The 14,744-nt window shown below is 66.2% G+C and carries 12 protein-coding genes and 1 other RNA gene; 5 read left to right on the plus strand and 8 right to left on the minus strand.

What is annotated here, in order from left to right; all coding sequences use genetic code 11:
- Window positions 1-3 precede the first annotated feature (3 nt).
- Window positions 4-1,191, plus strand: a complete 1,188-nt coding sequence (locus tag AC239G_RS13385) for a histidinol-phosphate transaminase (protein WP_446657111.1) — start codon at window positions 4-6, stop codon at window positions 1,189-1,191.
- Window positions 1,192-1,245: 54 nt separating this feature from the next.
- Here AC239G_RS13385 and AC239G_RS13390 read toward each other — a convergent pair whose 3' ends face one another.
- The gene (locus AC239G_RS13390) at window positions 1,246-2,667 is read right to left on the minus strand and encodes a PucR family transcriptional regulator (protein ID WP_487489037.1); all 1,422 of its coding nucleotides are present in this window, start codon (window positions 2,665-2,667) and stop codon (window positions 1,246-1,248) included.
- Window positions 2,668-2,812: 145 nt separating this feature from the next.
- On the opposite strand from AC239G_RS13390, the gene speB reads away from it, so the two are divergent.
- The 4 genes from speB (at window position 2,813) to AC239G_RS13410 (ending at window position 9,092) form a co-directional block, all read left to right on the plus strand.
- Complete coding sequence (speB, locus tag AC239G_RS13395) at window positions 2,813-3,823, plus strand: agmatinase (RefSeq protein WP_139908563.1); 1,011 nt, start codon at window positions 2,813-2,815, stop codon at window positions 3,821-3,823.
- Window positions 3,824-5,542: a thiamine pyrophosphate-binding protein gene (locus tag AC239G_RS13400; RefSeq protein ID WP_487489038.1), complete on the plus strand. Its 1,719-nt coding sequence runs from the start codon at window positions 3,824-3,826 to the stop codon at window positions 5,540-5,542.
- A 24-nt stretch (window positions 5,543-5,566) separates the two neighbouring features.
- The gene (locus AC239G_RS13405; RefSeq protein ID WP_487489039.1) at window positions 5,567-7,123 is read left to right on the plus strand and encodes a sodium:solute symporter family protein; all 1,557 of its coding nucleotides are present in this window, start codon (window positions 5,567-5,569) and stop codon (window positions 7,121-7,123) included.
- Between the two features lie 292 nt (window positions 7,124-7,415).
- Entirely contained in the window at window positions 7,416-9,092 is a 1,677-nt protein-coding gene (locus AC239G_RS13410) for a thiamine pyrophosphate-binding protein (protein WP_139470374.1), read from the plus strand.
- Here AC239G_RS13410 and AC239G_RS13415 read toward each other — a convergent pair.
- From AC239G_RS13415 to smpB, 7 genes are all read right to left on the minus strand, one after another.
- On the minus strand, window positions 9,073-10,203 hold the full coding sequence (locus AC239G_RS13415; RefSeq protein WP_139470375.1) for a DUF418 domain-containing protein: 1,131 nt from the start codon (window positions 10,201-10,203) through the stop codon (window positions 9,073-9,075). The genes AC239G_RS13410 and AC239G_RS13415 overlap by 20 nt on opposite strands.
- A gap of 176 nt (window positions 10,204-10,379) precedes the next feature.
- Entirely contained in the window at window positions 10,380-11,018 is a 639-nt protein-coding gene (locus AC239G_RS13420) for a response regulator (RefSeq protein WP_482400540.1), read from the minus strand.
- Window positions 11,015-12,217, minus strand: a complete 1,203-nt coding sequence (locus AC239G_RS13425) for a sensor histidine kinase (RefSeq protein ID WP_139470377.1) — start codon at window positions 12,215-12,217, stop codon at window positions 11,015-11,017. The genes AC239G_RS13420 and AC239G_RS13425 overlap by 4 nt, the downstream gene beginning before the upstream one ends.
- 79 nt (window positions 12,218-12,296) lie before the next feature.
- A complete protein-coding gene (locus tag AC239G_RS13430; protein WP_139470378.1) occupies window positions 12,297-12,854 on the minus strand; it encodes a hypothetical protein in 558 nt (185 codons plus the stop codon).
- A 247-nt stretch (window positions 12,855-13,101) separates the two neighbouring features.
- Window positions 13,102-13,488, minus strand: a complete 387-nt coding sequence (locus AC239G_RS13435) for an SdpI family protein (protein WP_139470379.1) — start codon at window positions 13,486-13,488, stop codon at window positions 13,102-13,104.
- A gap of 169 nt (window positions 13,489-13,657) precedes the next feature.
- Window positions 13,658-14,035: a transfer-messenger RNA gene (gene ssrA, locus AC239G_RS13440) on the minus strand.
- Window positions 14,036-14,256: 221 nt separating this feature from the next.
- A complete protein-coding gene (gene smpB / locus AC239G_RS13445; protein ID WP_101547462.1) occupies window positions 14,257-14,727 on the minus strand; it encodes an SsrA-binding protein SmpB in 471 nt (156 codons plus the stop codon).
- Window positions 14,728-14,744 lie beyond the last annotated feature (17 nt).

The following is a 14,744-nucleotide window of genomic DNA, read 5'->3' on the forward strand; positions in this document are numbered from 1 at the left end:
TCCATGAACGCCTCCGACCCCGCTGCTTCAGATTCTGCGTCCACCTCCGCGCCCGGGACTTCGTCCTCGAGCGCATCCGGCTCCACCGCTTCGGCGTCCGCTCCCTCGGCACCGTCACCGCGGCTGCGGGCCGCTCTGGAGACCTTCCCGCCCTATGTTCCGGGCAAGCCTCCCCGCCAGGTCGAGGGTCTCGAGTCGTTCAAGCTCTCCTCGAACGAGAACTTCCTGCCTCCCCTGCCGGCAGTGCTCGAAACCATGGTCGCTCACGCGACGAACCCCGCGCTCTACCCCGACGACGCGGCGCTGGCGCTGCGTCAGGGACTGGCCGACCGCCTCGGTGTCGGGCTGGATCAGCTCGTCGTCACCACCGGTGCCAGCGAACTGCTCGTCGCGCTGACCCAGATCACCTCGGATGCCACCACCGAGGCGATCTATCCGTGGCCGTCGTTCGAGATGTATCCGCAGACCACCGGGCTCGTCGGGTCCACCCGCCGCGAAGTGCCGCTGACAGCCGAGGGTCGCCACGACCTCGACGCGATGGCGGCGGCGATCACCGAAGACACCCGCCTCATCATCCTGTGCTCGCCGAACAACCCGACCGGCCCGGTGCTGCGCGACGACGAGGTCCGCGCCTTCCTCGATAAGGTGCCTGACCACGTTCTCGTCGCCCTTGACGAAGCGTACTGGGAGTTCGCCACCGAACCCGGGCGAGCCGATGGACTCGGTCTTGTCCGCGACTATCCGAATCTCGTTCTGCTCCGCACCTTCTCCAAGGCACACGGACTCGCCGGGCTGCGTGTCGGCTACGCCGTCGCCCACCCGCCGGTCATCGAAGGACTGCTCAAGGCCGTCATCCCCTTCGGCGTCACCGATCTCAGCCAGGCCGCCGCCCTCGAATCCCTCAATCATTGGGACGAAGTGCTCGAGCGGGCCGGCGAGATCGCACAGACCCGCGATGCCTTCGCAGCTGCACTGCGCGAACAGGGCTGGGAGGTGCCCGAAGCACAGGCGAACTATGTCTGGCTGCCGTTGGGTGAAAAGTCTGGTGCCTTCGAAGATGCCTGCGTCGAACAGGCCGTGGCGGTGCGCAACCTCGGGGCCGGTGTGCGCATCAGCATCGGCGCAGACGAAGCCCTCGCCCGGGTGCTTGAGATCGCCGAACGCTTCCGCATCGAACACTTCGAGGACTGAGCGGAGAGCACCGCCGCGCGGAACACCGTGCCGAGCGGTCGGTGAGAGGTGTGCCTAGAGTTCAGCGAGTTCGAGTGCCAACGACACGGCCTGCAGTGTTTCGGCACGGGAGAGGTCCCGGCCGAGCAGCTTCTCGATCTTCGCCAACCGCGCCCGCACCGTATGCCGGTGCACTCCCAACTCGGCGGCGATGCGCTCGCGTGCCCCGGACGCGGTGATGAAGGCCCGGAGGGTCTCCAACAGCTCCTCACCGCCGCGGGCCCGAAAGAGTTCGCCGAGAACCCGATCGACGAATCGGTCGGCAGCCTCCTCATCGACCGCCGACAGCAGCGCCCTGACCTCGGAGGCCTCGGACTCGTGCTGGGTTCGCCACAGCATCCACGTGTGATGGAGCTGACCCAACGGCAGCCTCTTCTCCGCGAGCACGTCCAGGCCGGTGACCTCGGCGGCCCGCGTCACCAGCTCATCGAGTCCGCGTTCCTGTGCTCCGACCACCCCGAGCAGCGAACCGGTGCGAGTGAGCAGGCTCCGACCGACGATATCGGCGATGAGGCGTTCGGCGGAGTCCCCTCGGACACCGCCGAAGATGCGCATCCCCACCGTCGCCACCGGTGCCAACCCCGTCACCCGAGTCCACTCCCCACGTGCTTCGTCGTCACTGAGATCGGAGTCGAAGAGCCGCGCGCGACCGGAGGGAACGGGCAGATCCGCCAACGACATCGCCAACAGCGCCGAGGCGGTCGACAGCAGCAGGGCACGCGTCTTCGGAGATCCGGCCGCCTCGGCGGGGGTGAGTATCCACCCGAGCGGATGATCACCTCCGATCGGAACGGCCTCGACGATCCGCGAACCGGTGCGGATCAGGCGAGGCCCCGACGTCGGCTTCAATGACTCCTCGATGAGTGCCGAACGCACGTCTTCCTCGGCGTCGTCACCGCTCAACGCCCTGCCGGTCGGCGAGACGAACCGGACCGGAGCCTTCAGCGTCTCTGCCAGGTCGGCCACAAGCGCCGCAGGTCCCTCCCCGGCCAATGCGGTTGCGAAACGGCGGGCGGCGCTGCTCGCCCGGGTCAGCTCTCGGTTGGTCTCGGCCTCACGCATCCGGGTGAAGGCATCGACGACGGCGACGAACGGAACCGGCTCGGGCACGCCGAACAGCGCCAGCCCGGCCTCCTGCGCGGCGGCGACGAGCTTCGGCGGAACCTGCTGCCACGGCAGGTCGGAGCCCAGCCCGATGCCGAGCGCGTGCACGCCGACAGTCTTGAGGCGGCGCACATAGTCCCCGACCGTGTCCCCGCCGAGGTCCTGACCGACCCCGATCGTCAGCAGCACCTCACCGCCGGCAAGCCATTCGTCGACCTCCGGCAGCTCCGAGGAGTGCACGATCGTGACGTTCTGCTCCGCTGCGGTGGGCGAATCGACGATGACCTCGAGCGCGAGTTCTGCGCGCGTCCAGATCTGTTCCAAGGTGACCATGCACCCGATTCTATCCATGATGGACAGTAGTGGTTTCAAATGCTCCCCTACGGATATCGGTGTTGTGTGACGCACGTCCTAGGCTGAGGGCATCACCTCCGGCCCGTTCGGGTCGGGTCAGCCGCTACGACGAAGGAGCAAGCCAGTGACGTCTCAGCCGCTCGGCCCAGCCGACTACAGCAAGACACCCCGCTACGCAGGACCCCCGACGTTCGGACTGCTGCCGCGCATCGACGAGGTCGAAGCCGAGCGTCCCGGCGAGAAGATCGACGTCAAGGTCATCGGCATTCCCTTCGACGCCGGCGTCAGCTACCGTCCCGGTGCCCGCTTCGGACCCGCTCACATCCGCCAGTCCTCGAAGCTGCTGCGCCCCTACAACCAGGCCACGAACGTCCACCCGTTCACCTGGCAGCAGGTCGCCGACTGCGGTGACCTCGGCGTCAATCCCTTTGACATCGAAGAGGCCATCACCACCGTCGAGGCCAACGCCGACGCCATGCGCGCCGACGGGGCCAAGCTGCTCACCCTCGGCGGGGATCACACCCTGGCCTTGCCGAACCTGCGCTCGCTGCACAAGACGCATGGCAAGATCGCCGTGCTCCACTTCGATGCGCACCTGGACACCTGGGACACCTACTTCGGTGCGCCCTACACCCACGGCACTCCCTTCCGCCGCGCCAGCGAAGAGGGCCTCATCGACATGACCGCTTCGATGCACATCGGCATCCGCGGTCCCCTCTATGGGAAGAAGGACCTCGAGGATGATGAGGTGCTCGGCTTCCAGATCATCCGCAGCGACGAATACCAGTTCACCTCCGTCCAGGACGTCGTCGCCCGGATGCGGGGTCGCCTCGGCGACGCTCCGGTCTACCTGTCCGTCGACATCGACGTCCTCGATCCGGCGGCCGCACCCGGCACCGGCACCCCCGAGGCAGGTGGAATGACCAGCCGTGAGCTGCTCAACTCGATCCGCGGGCTCCAGGGACTCAATGTCGTCGGCGCCGAGATCGTCGAAGTCGCCCCCGCCTACGACCATGCCGAAGTCACCGGACTCGCCGCCGCTCATGTCGGCTACGAGGTCCTGTCCCTCTGGGCGGCGGAGAACAACGGAGTCACCGCTCCCTCCGGGCCCGCCGGCGATGCTCTCGGAGTCTGAATGAGCACCGAACAGAACGTCCGCAACGGCGGTCGCGCGGTCGTGGCGACCCTGGCCGCCCACGGTGTCGACACGATCTTCGGCATCCCCGGCACCCACAATCTCGAGTTCTACCGGCATCTGCCGGAGTTCGGGATCCGCGCCGTGACTCCCCGCCACGAGCAGGGGGCAGGCTACGGTGCCGACGGGTACTTCCTCGTCTCGGGCAAGCCCGGGGTCGTCATCACGACCTCGGGGCCGGGGCTGACGAACGTCATCACCGCCGCCGCGACCGCCTATGCCGAGTCCCGACCGATGCTCATCCTCTCTCCCGGTGTGCCCACCGGGTTCGAGCGCGCCGACGTCGGGATGCTCCACGAGACGAAGGACTCCTCCGGTGCGGTGGGCCACCTCCTCGTGTCCTCCCAGCGCACCCGCACTGCCGAAGGTGCTGCTCAGGCCGTCGCCGAGGCGTTCGCCATGTTCGACTCGGCCCGTCCCGGACCCGTGCATATCGAGGTTCCCCTCGACGTGCTCGAGGGCGCATGGAACGGAAGCGTTCCGGTCCCGTTCGCGGGTCGCCGTCCCGGACTCGATGATCATGTGGTGTCCCGTGCCGCCGAGGCGATCCGTGCGGCGAAGCGTCCGCTGGTCATCGCCGGCGGCGGTGCCAGGGGCGCCCACGCCGAGGTGGCTCGTCTCGTCGAGGCCCTCGACGCTCCCCTGGCGACGACGGCCAACGGCAAGGGCATCGTGTCCGAGACGCACCCGCTGTCATTGGGTTCGAATGTGCGCTTCCCCAGCGTGCAGGCCGAATCCGCGGCGGCAGATGTGCTCATCGTGCTCGGCTCCGAATTGGCCGACTCCGACCTGTGGGGCGGGGTCATCGGTGCGCAGACGAGCATCGGTGTGCGTGATGAGTCTGCCGGACAGACCGTCATCCGCTGCGATATCGACCCCGACCAGCTGAACAAGAACCTGCCCGGGGACATCCTCGCCTGCGCGGACACTGGCGAGTTCCTCACCGCGCTCATGAGCGCACTCGGAATCGGAAACGACAGTGCCGCCTCGGCCAGCGCCGCCTCGGCGAAAGATGACGGAACGGAATCGTCCGAGCGACACGGATCGGCCGCCTCGGCGAAGGAATCCGGGGCCGATCGGGTCGCCCGGATCCGAGAGACCTGGGCCACCGATTTCGACTTCGAGGCGATCGGCGCCCGAGTCACCCGGCTCGTCGAAGAAGGTGCGGGATCGACCGTCGTCATCTCCGGTGACTCCTCGCAGGTCACTTATGACGGCACGGTGCACGCGCTGACGGCGAGCACGCCCGATCAGCTGCTCTACATGCCGGGATTCGCCACTTTGGGCTACGGCATTCCCGCCGCCCTCGGAGCGAAGGTCGCCGATCCTGCACGACCGGTCGTGTGTATCCTCGGCGATGGTGCGGCCATGTTCTCCATCCAGGAGCTCATGACCGCTGCCGAGCTGGGGCTGGGCATCCCCTTCGTCGTCGTCGACAACGGCGGATATGCGGAGATCGAGGGTCAGATGGTCGACCGCGACATCGAACCCTTCGCTGTCAGACTCGCCCGTCCGGACTTCGCGAAACTCGGCGAGTCCATGGGCGGGGCCGGGGTGACGATCGCCGAAGCGGACATCGATTCCGCTCTGCCGCAAGCCATCGCCGAGGCGCTCGATCGCACCGTTCCCACCGCCATTCACATCACCGTCGGTCACTGAGCCGATCCAACAGAAAGGGTCGCTGTGGACTCTTTGGTAGTCATCATCTATCTCGCCGCCATGGTGGGATTCGGAGTCTGGGGCCGCTTCAAGGCCCATAACCAGGAGGACTTCCTGGTCGCAGGGCGCCGCCTCGGCGGACTGCTGTACACCGGCACGATGTCGGCCGTCGTCCTCGGCGGCGCGTCGACGATCGGCGGAGTCGGCCTCGGCTACACGGCTGGGCTGTCGGGAATGTGGCTCGTCTTCGCGATCGGCTTGGGCATCATCGCGCTCTCGCTGTTCTTTGCTCCGAAGATTCAGAAGCTCGAGATCTACACGGTCTCGCAGATGCTCGAACTCCGCTACGGCAAGGGCTCCCGCTTCGTCTCCGGAGCGATCATGACCGCCTACGGTCTGATGATCTCGACGACGTCGACAGTCGCCTACGCCACGGTCTTCCATGCCCTGTTCGATCTCAACAAGGTGTGGTCGGTGCTCATCGGCGGCGGCATCGTCATCCTCTATTCGATGCTCGGCGGCATGTGGTCGATCACGCTGACGGACTTCGTGCAGTTCTTCATCCAGACGATCGGCATCTTCCTCATCATGCTGCCCATCGTGCTTTCGAAGTCCGGAGGCATCTCCGAGCTGTTCTCCTCGCTGCCCGAATCGCACACCTCACCGGTGGGCATCGGCTGGGAGGCAATCCTCGGCTACATCCTCATCTACACCCTCGGACTGCTCATCGGCCAGGACATCTGGCAGCGCGTGTTCACCGCCCGCAGCCCGGGTGTGGCCAGGTGGGGCGGCTTCTCCGCCGGCGTCTACTGCCTGCTCTACGCTGTCGCCGGTGCGCTCATCGGCATGGCCGCGACGAAGATCGTGCCCGGCATCGAAGTCCAGGACGATGTGTTCGTCGCCGTCGTCGATGCCTCGATGTCTCCGGTGCTCGCCGGAATCGTGCTCGCTGCGGCCCTGGCCGCGATGATGTCGACGGCCTCGGGCTCGCTCATGGCCGCCTCGACCGTCTGCCGTCAGGACATCGTCGAACCGATCCTCGCCCGCAAGGACATCGTTCCTGAACGCGGCGACGGCGACGGTGCGGGAGCCGGTGCGAAGGATACGGCAACGGATGGGTCGGACGCCTCGGCGAGTGCGTCCGGCATTTCCGGCTCGGAATCCGGATCCGGTGCGAGGTCGACGCTCGTGCGGTCGCTGGTGCGCGAGACCGGTGACGAGGTGCGCGACTCGCGCATCTACCTCATCGTGCTCGGCGTCGTCACGCTGGTGCTCGCGATGATCATGCCCAGCGTCGTCGAGGCGCTCACCGTGGCCTACAACCTGCTGGTGGCCGGTCTGTTCATCCCGATCCTCGGCGGTCTCGTGTTCAAGCGCGGAACGATCGTCGGCGTCATGGCCGGCATGATCCTCGGCGCCGTGACCACCGTGATCGTCATGATCGTGGCGGGCATCTACGCCAACGAGGCCATCTACCTGGGCCTCATCGCCTCGCTGGTCGGCTACCTCGTCGGGTCCTTCGCGTCGAAGCCGACCTCGCCCGAGGTCATGGCCGCCTGGAAGGAACGCATCACCCGCTAATTGCTACCTGACGGCGGCTCAGCAACCTCGCGCGAGGTTGCTGAGCCGCCGTCAGGTAGTTCGGGGGCGGGCGTTCTCCTCGCGAGGCCACCACCCGGATTGGTGCGCCGGGCTACAGTCCCCTATATTCGTACACGTCAGGCTGAGCCGCCCACGGCAGCCCCCGGAGCTGGGTGCCCAGGGCGAGCGGCACATCAGCCGGTGCTCGAAAAAGGAGCACGAAGCCGCAAACCGCGCGTGTGAGACATATATGGATCCCTCATTTCCATATCTCATTCGCGAAAGGCCTGCCATGGCTCATACCTCCGCGCACGTCGCGCACACCCTTGCCGCCCACATCGACGAGGTCTTCGGCCTCATGGGCAACGGCAATGCCTACTTCCTCGACGCCCTGCTGCGTAACACCTCGGCAACCTACACCGCCGTCCGCCACGAGGCCGGAGCCGTCGTCGCCGCCGACGCCCACTTCCGCACCTCCGGGCGGATCGCCGCGGCCACCACCACGTATGGTGCCGGGTTCACGAATACGCTCACCGCCCTCGCCGAGGCGGCACAAGCCCGGGTTCCCCTCGTCCTCGTCGTCGGGGATGAGCCCACGTCCGGTCCCCGCCCATGGGACGTCGACCAGATCGCCATGGCCTCCGCCGTGGGTGTGCGCACCTACACCGTCGGTCGGGTCGATGCCGCCGCAGCTACCGTGACCGCCATCGAGCATGCGCTGACCTACCGAATGCCCGTCGTCCTGGCCATTCCCTACGATGTGGCGACTCTGGACCTCGGTGAGATCCCGGCTGTGCCCGGCCCCAGTCGTCCCTCGCCGATGGCACCGACCGGCGAATTCGCACATGCGGCTCTTGATCGCCTTGCCGCCGATCTGTCTGGAGCGAAACGTCCCCTGCTGCTCGCCGGCCGCGGTGCCTGGCTGGCCAGAGCCGAGTCCGAACTCGGTGAACTCGTGGACATCACGGGAGCACTCACCGTGACGACCGCGCTGGGACGCAACATCTTCCCGGCTGCCGAACACGATTTGGGAGTCGCCGGCGGATTCGGTGCCCCGGCCGCGATGGAGCGCGTCCGCGAGGCCGATGTGGCCGTGGTCTTCGGAGCCTCGCTCAATCAGTTCACCATGCGTTTCGGAGACCTCTTCCATCCCTCGACGGCGGTATGGCAGATCGACACCGACGACCGCGCCACGAACGCCCGAGTCGGAGGCTTCATCCGCGCCGATGCGAAACTCACCGCCGCCGAACTCATCGCGCGCCTGGCGGCGACCGGCGCAGGCAGTGCTGGGGGTTCGGACAGTGCCGACGAACGCTGGCACGATTCCGTCGACACCGCTGCCGACCGTGCCTACGTCGTCGGGTCGGAGCTCGCCGACGATGGTCGGCTCGATCCGCGTGCGGCGGCGAACCGCCTCGGCGAGGTTCTGCCCGAGGATCGGGTCGTCGTCTCCGACGGCGGACATTTCATCGCCTGGGCGAACATGTTCTGGGAGCCCAGTGCACCCGATCGGCTGGCGATGGTCGGCACCGCCTTCCAATCGATCGGACTCGGTTGGCACAGCGTCGCCGGGGCCGCCCGCGCAAACCCGGACTCGACGATCGTGCTCACCACCGGTGACGGCGGCGGAGCCATGGCACTGTCCGACCTCGACACCGCGATCCGGGTGGCCGGCGGTCGCGGTCTGGCCGTGGTCTTCAATGACGCGGCCTACGGTGCCGAGGTCAACCTGTACGGGCTCAAGGGGTTGGAGAAGTCGCCCATGCTCATCGACGAGATCGATTTCGCGGCCCTCGCGACGGCCGCCGGTGGGCACGGGGTCGCCGTCCGCACCCTGAGCGATCTCGCCGTGGTTGAGGAGTGGAAGTCCCGCCCAGTGGACGAACGGCCTTTCCTGCTCCTCGACCTGCGGATCTCCGGCGAGATCATCGCACCGTACCAAGAAGAGGTCATCCGCGTGAACTCGTGAAGGCGCCCGGCCGGTTGCGCAGCTGGTGGCGGCCCTGGTTCAGACACTGGTCTTGCTGTGCCGACCGGCCCCAGGTGACGAGGCGCCACAGCTTCTCCAGCGGGCCCTGTCCGAAACAGCGCAGCCACAGAGTTGAGACGACGACCTGAACGATGATGATCGCGGCGCAGATGACGAGTCCGGCGACGTATCCGCCGCGGTCCTCGAACCGGGCGAGATCGGGCGCTGCCAGCCGAACGGCGACAAGGATGACAGTGGCGCCGACGTAATTGCTCAGCGCCATCCGACCCAGCGGTGCGAATACGGACTTCAGGACCGCCTCGGCGGGGGTGCGCAGGAGCAGCAGGATGGCGAGGATATAGGTCAGGGCCATACACAGGCCCAGGCCGGCATTGATCCACTGGTCGACGTGACGGGTCGTATAGTCCGTCACGGAGAAGCCGACGACCGTCACGATCAGTGCGAGACCACCGGCGATCGCGACTCGTCCCGGGCGGTTGAGGACGGAACGGAGGAAATCGCTGCCGCCGATGGCGAAGCCGAGCAGGAAGAGTCCGGGGATGACGGCCATTCCGCCTCCGGTGGCCACTCCGGCGATGAGCAGAACGACGCCGAGGATCGCAGTGACGACGTTCCGCCACCGGTCGGCGATCCACGTGGCCGGCAGCAGGAAGACGATCCCGGCGAGCGCATATGGAAGCAGCGCCTCGCCGGGTTGGAGGAGCTGATGGAGCCCACCGAGAATGCCGAGGAAGGCGAACCGGCGCAGCAGAGCCAGGCGCGGTCGGTGGCTGCGGTTCCGGGCGGACAGCCACATGAGTCCGAACCCGATTCCGAAGAGGAACGAGAAGATCGGGAAGAAGCGGTTCTGCACGAAGTCTTCGTAGAAACGGTAGAAGTCGAGGCCCCCACCCTCGACGCCGAGGCCGAAGATCGGCGGCAGGTTGACCAGCAGGATCCCGCACAGGGCGAACCCGCGGATGACGTCGAGTGCGGCGATGCGGGGTCGAGATCGGATATCTGCGGGCCGCGCGGTGTCGGCGAGCCTCGCCGAGTCGGCAGGGCTCACGTTGTCGGCAGGGCGTGTGGTGTCGGATTGAGGTCGTGTCATGGCTTCTATCCTTCCCGGATCGATGACCTGGCACATCGGCCGTGCGACCGAGAATCGACGAACGGGGTCGGCCATTCGGCTGATCCCGGCACGACTGGCGGGGTGAGGTGGGCGCAACGGTTGGGGCGGTTGGGGCCGGTGAGGCGACTGCAGCGTGGGAGAAGAGTCCGCGCTCCTCAGCCGTTGGAGTTCATGGCCCCGGATTCCCACATCCGGGCGGCGATCTCGACGCGGTTACGGGCATCGAGTCTGGCCTGGATGCTGCCCAGGTGGGTCTTCACGGTGCCGAGTGAGATGAAGAGCTCGGCGCAGATCTCCTGGTTCGTCCGTCCCACGGCGACGAGCTTTGCGATCTCGGTCTCCCGATCGCTGAGGCTGTCGATGCGCGCGGTCTCCGACCGGGGTGCGGCGGTGCGCCGTCGGAGCAGGTCGAGAGTGAGCGAGGGGGAGATGAGCGCATCGCCGTTCGCCGCCGCTCGGACTCCGGCGAGCAGGAGGTCGGCTCCGGCGTCCTTGAGCAGGAATCCGCTGGCTCCCCCGGCGAGAGCCGCATCGACATAGTCATCATCGTCGAAGGTGGTGACCATGATGACCTGCGAATACGGAGTCAGTCGCGGAAGCGCAGCCAAACCGTCGAGGCGCGGCATGCGAATATCGAGCAGCACCACATCGGGCTGTTCGCGTTTGACAAGAGCGATCGCGTCGACGCCGTCGGCGGCTTGCCCGGTGACGCGGATATCGGCTTCGGCGTCAAGGATGAGTGAGAATCCCATCCGCACCATCTCCTGATCGTCGATGACAGCGACGGTGATCATCGGCTCTCCCCTGTTCGGTGGTCGTTCACTGGATTGAGCGGCAGCCGCGCGACCACGCTCCATCCTCCCCCGGGTTCGGATCCCGCCTCGATCCTCCCACCGAGGTGGCTCACCCTCACGCGCAGACTGTTCAGTCCCGTGCCGCTACCGGCACCGACCCCACCGGAACCGGGTTCGTTGGTCACGGTCATGGTCAGGGTGCCGAGAACGTCGGGCCCGGCGAGGTTTTCGGCTGAGTCAGTCGGGGTGGCGGGCTCGATCATGACGGTGACCGTCACCGGAACATCGGCGCCGGCGTGACGGCGCACGTTCGTCAGGGATTCGACGAGGACACGGTCGAGGACGGGCCAGACCGGGGCGGCCACCTCGGTGGGGGTGTCGATTGTGATCGTCGCGGACTTGCCGAACGCCGCGACCCGGTCACGCAGAGCCTGCGGGCCCGAAGCGATCGGGGTGCGGGAAGCGGTCTCCGCGCCAGAATCGGACACCGTTCCCGCAGCGGTGACGGGTGAGGCATCGGTTCGCGTGTCGCTGCGGGCGTCGGAGACGAGGCGGCGGATCTCCTCGAGCGCGCGGGTCCCCGAATCTTCGATCTTCGCCAGGGCCGTTGTTCTCAGGTCCGGGCTGTCGCTGCGCCCGGCGGCTTGGGCGAGCACGACGATTCCGGTCACCTCGTGGGCGATGAGGTCGTGGAGTTCGGTGGCGATGCGACGTCGTTCCGCCTCGGTGGCGGTGGCCTGTCGTTCGATCAGGGTACGGTCATTCGATCGCAGCATCAGACCGATCGCGATCGCGGCGATGATCAGGGCGAACACCATGAGTGCGAAGGTCGCACCGTCGGCCATGACCAGGGGACAGACGATGTTCGCGACTGCGAGAACGACAATGGAGGCGATGCTCATCCGGCCCGAGGATGCGCGCGTGAGCATCGCCAGCACCGTCAGGCTCAGCCACAGAGTCGTCAGACTCAGTGTGGCGGCGACGGCGGCCAGGGCGAGGCCACCGAGCAGTCCGAGGACGGCCCACTCCAGCCGTGCAGACCGTCCCGGACGCAACTGGGCTCGAATGAGGATGGGCAGGCCGACGGCCACGGCGATGACGTTGCCGAGGATCAGTGACCAGCCGCTGCCGATGAACAGTTCCAGGGCGAAGGTCAGCGGGACCGGGATCAGCCACAGCCAGGTGAGGAGTCGTCTCATTTGCTCACAGTCTAGTCAACGCCGGATGCCAGGTTCTGGTTTCTCGGGTTCGGCATTGTCGTGCGCTGCGCTGACCGTATCAGCGGCAGTCGGTGTCAGCGTATTCGACCTCGACAACCACGCCATCGTCTCCCGCGGACACGTTCCGCACTTCGGCCGCCTGCGGCAGGGCGCGGTCGGTGAGGAAACGCTCGTCGGCGAGGACATCGAGCCGGTTGCCTTCCGCCCGGGCGGAGAAGGTCACCCTCTTGCCGTCGATGGTGGCCACCTCGGTGTAGGAGTCATCGGGATTCTTCACCGGCCGGACCTGGCCTGACGGGTAGTCGAAGGTGATGAAGCGGGTGAGCCGGTCGGCGTGGCCGTCGACGAGGCGGTGGACGAGGACCTGATCCTTGTTCGTTCCCTTCGCTGGGTCGAGATCGACGTAGCTGAGGTCTGCGGTGTGCTGTGCAGCGTAGAGGAGGTAGGGGCGACCGTGGACGTCGATCGTGTCGGGTGTGATCGCGCAGCCGTCCAGGTAGTCGGCGACGTCGGCTTCGAGTGCGACTTTCGCACGGTTCTCAGCCACAATGAGTCCGCCGATGAGGGCGATGAGGATGATGACGATGGTGCCGAGGGCGATGAGTGCCTTCTTCATGAGTGTGGAGCGTCCTTATCGGATCGGAGTGAGCAGTCACTGTGCTGGGCCGGGGTTTCACAGCCGGCGCGTGGCTGCTGTCTGACACCCTCGATCCTTCCCGTTTCGGGGAGGCCGAGCCTCGGCCGAATGGCTGATCGTGATCGGCCGAGTGGTCGGAACTCCCGGGTCTCGCAAGGGCGTCGCGAAGAGAGTGCCCAGACAACGGTATGGCGGTCGTCTCTGGGGAGGTCGTCGCCGTGGCAGATCAGTCGTCCGCGGATCGCGCCGCGCGGTTGGCCGTCGTCCAGACTCTGACAAAGAGGCCGAGGATGAGCAGCCACCCCGAGACTGCGAGAACGGCTCCGACTGCCTTCGGCCAGGCGAATTTCTCAACGCTCAACAGTGCAATCGAGAACCCGACGGCGATGATGCTGATGATGATGAGCACGGGAATCGCCGCACGGTGGCCAGCTTTCCAAGAAGCCTCGGACCGCAGCGTCAGCGCCGACCGGATTCCGATTGCACGATTGCGGGGCAGACGGTCGCCGCGGATGACCAACACGAGAACGACGCAGACAACGGCGAGGAGCAGATAGCCGATCAGCGGCGGATAGAACATCGTTGCCGGTCCCCTCTCTGAACTCGGATCCACCGTATCTCATCGGGGCTGAACCCAGCCGCTCTCCAAAGGACAGATGGGAACGGCCCTGTCCGGCCGCCTCGGCGATGGTGTTCACCGGTGTCGATGTGGTGAAACTGCAGGTCTGGGGATATCCGGACAGCGAAAAGCCCCGGATCCTTGCGGAATCCGGGGCTTAGACACGTGGAGATGGCGGGAATCGAACCCGCGTCCGTCGGCAGATTGTCAGGACTTCTCCGGGCGCAGTTCGTGAATTAGTGTCTTAGGTTCTGGCTATCGCACGAACACGTAAGCCAACGAACGGAGTTGAGTGAAAGTCCCTCAGGCACCCCCAACATGTGCCTGAAGCAGTGGCCTCTTAAGCGACGCCAGGATCTAGAGCAGAGGCAACTCTAGGCTGACGGATTCGCAGCTCGCGCTCTATCAGGCAGCGAGGGCGAAATCGGTGCGGTTGTTAGACTTAGCACCTATTGTTTTGCAGAGGACATTAACGAGATGACTCTGCATTCTCGGCCCGCTTCTCCCGACGCAGTGTCCAACGTCGAAACCGATCATCCCCATATTCTGTTACCAATCCTGATCAGCTGTTTCATCCGCCGAGGCGGCTGCTGGCGCCGATCAGATACTCCAGCATACTCGTACAACGCAGACCGAGCCAATTGCATTCCCTGAACTCCGCGAATACGTGACCGGACGCGCTCGGATGCGCTCGGACCGCCTCGGCGACGGAGCCGAGAGACGGTGGAGATGGCGGGAATCGAACCCGCCGTCGACCAACCCTTACAGGTACTGCTTGGACTTCATGGCGCGTTCGGCTTCGCGTTTGTCCTGCGCTTCGCGCAGTGCCTGTCGCTTATCCCATTCGCGCTTGCCGCGGGCCAGGGCGATCTCGACCTTGACGCGTGAGCCGTCGAAGTACAGCTCCAGCGGGACCAGGGTCCGGCCGGATTCCTTGACTTTCTGCGAGATCTTGAGGATCTCCTCGCGGTGAAGCAGCAGCTTACGACGGCGGCGGGCCGAGTGATTCGTCCACGTCCCCTGCAGGTATTCGGGAATGTAGACGTTCTCCAGCCAGGCCTCATTCTGGAAGATGAGGGCAAAGCCGTCGGTGAGCGAGGCTCGGCCTTCGCGCAGCGATTTCACCTCGGTGCCGGTGAGTACGAGTCCGGCCTCCCACGTGTCTTCGATGTGGTAGTCGTGGCGCGCCTTGCGGTTCCTCGCAATGACTTTCTTGCCTGTGTCCTTCGGCATGACCGGCCTCCTCTCTG

Source organism: Brevibacterium sp. Lmc1 (assembly GCF_057654315.1).

Coding starts and splice junctions, on each gene's coding strand:
- AC239G_RS13410 (WP_139470374.1), top strand. CDS start 7,416: ATGGCTCATACCTCCGCGCACGTCGCGCACACCCTTGCCGCCCACATC.
- AC239G_RS13420 (WP_482400540.1), bottom strand. CDS start 11,018: ATGATCACCGTCGCTGTCATCGACGATCAGGAGATGGTGCGGATGGGA.
- AC239G_RS13430 (WP_139470378.1), bottom strand. CDS start 12,854: ATGAAGAAGGCACTCATCGCCCTCGGCACCATCGTCATCATCCTCATC.
- AC239G_RS13390 (WP_487489037.1), bottom strand. CDS start 2,667: ATGGTCACCTTGGAACAGATCTGGACGCGCGCAGAACTCGCGCTCGAG.
- AC239G_RS13425 (WP_139470377.1), bottom strand. CDS start 12,217: ATGAGACGACTCCTCACCTGGCTGTGGCTGATCCCGGTCCCGCTGACC.
- smpB (WP_101547462.1), bottom strand. CDS start 14,727: ATGCCGAAGGACACAGGCAAGAAAGTCATTGCGAGGAACCGCAAGGCG.
- AC239G_RS13385 (WP_446657111.1), top strand. CDS start 4: ATGAACGCCTCCGACCCCGCTGCTTCAGATTCTGCGTCCACCTCCGCG.
- AC239G_RS13400 (WP_487489038.1), top strand. CDS start 3,824: ATGAGCACCGAACAGAACGTCCGCAACGGCGGTCGCGCGGTCGTGGCG.
- AC239G_RS13415 (WP_139470375.1), bottom strand. CDS start 10,203: ATGACACGACCTCAATCCGACACCACACGCCCTGCCGACAACGTGAGC.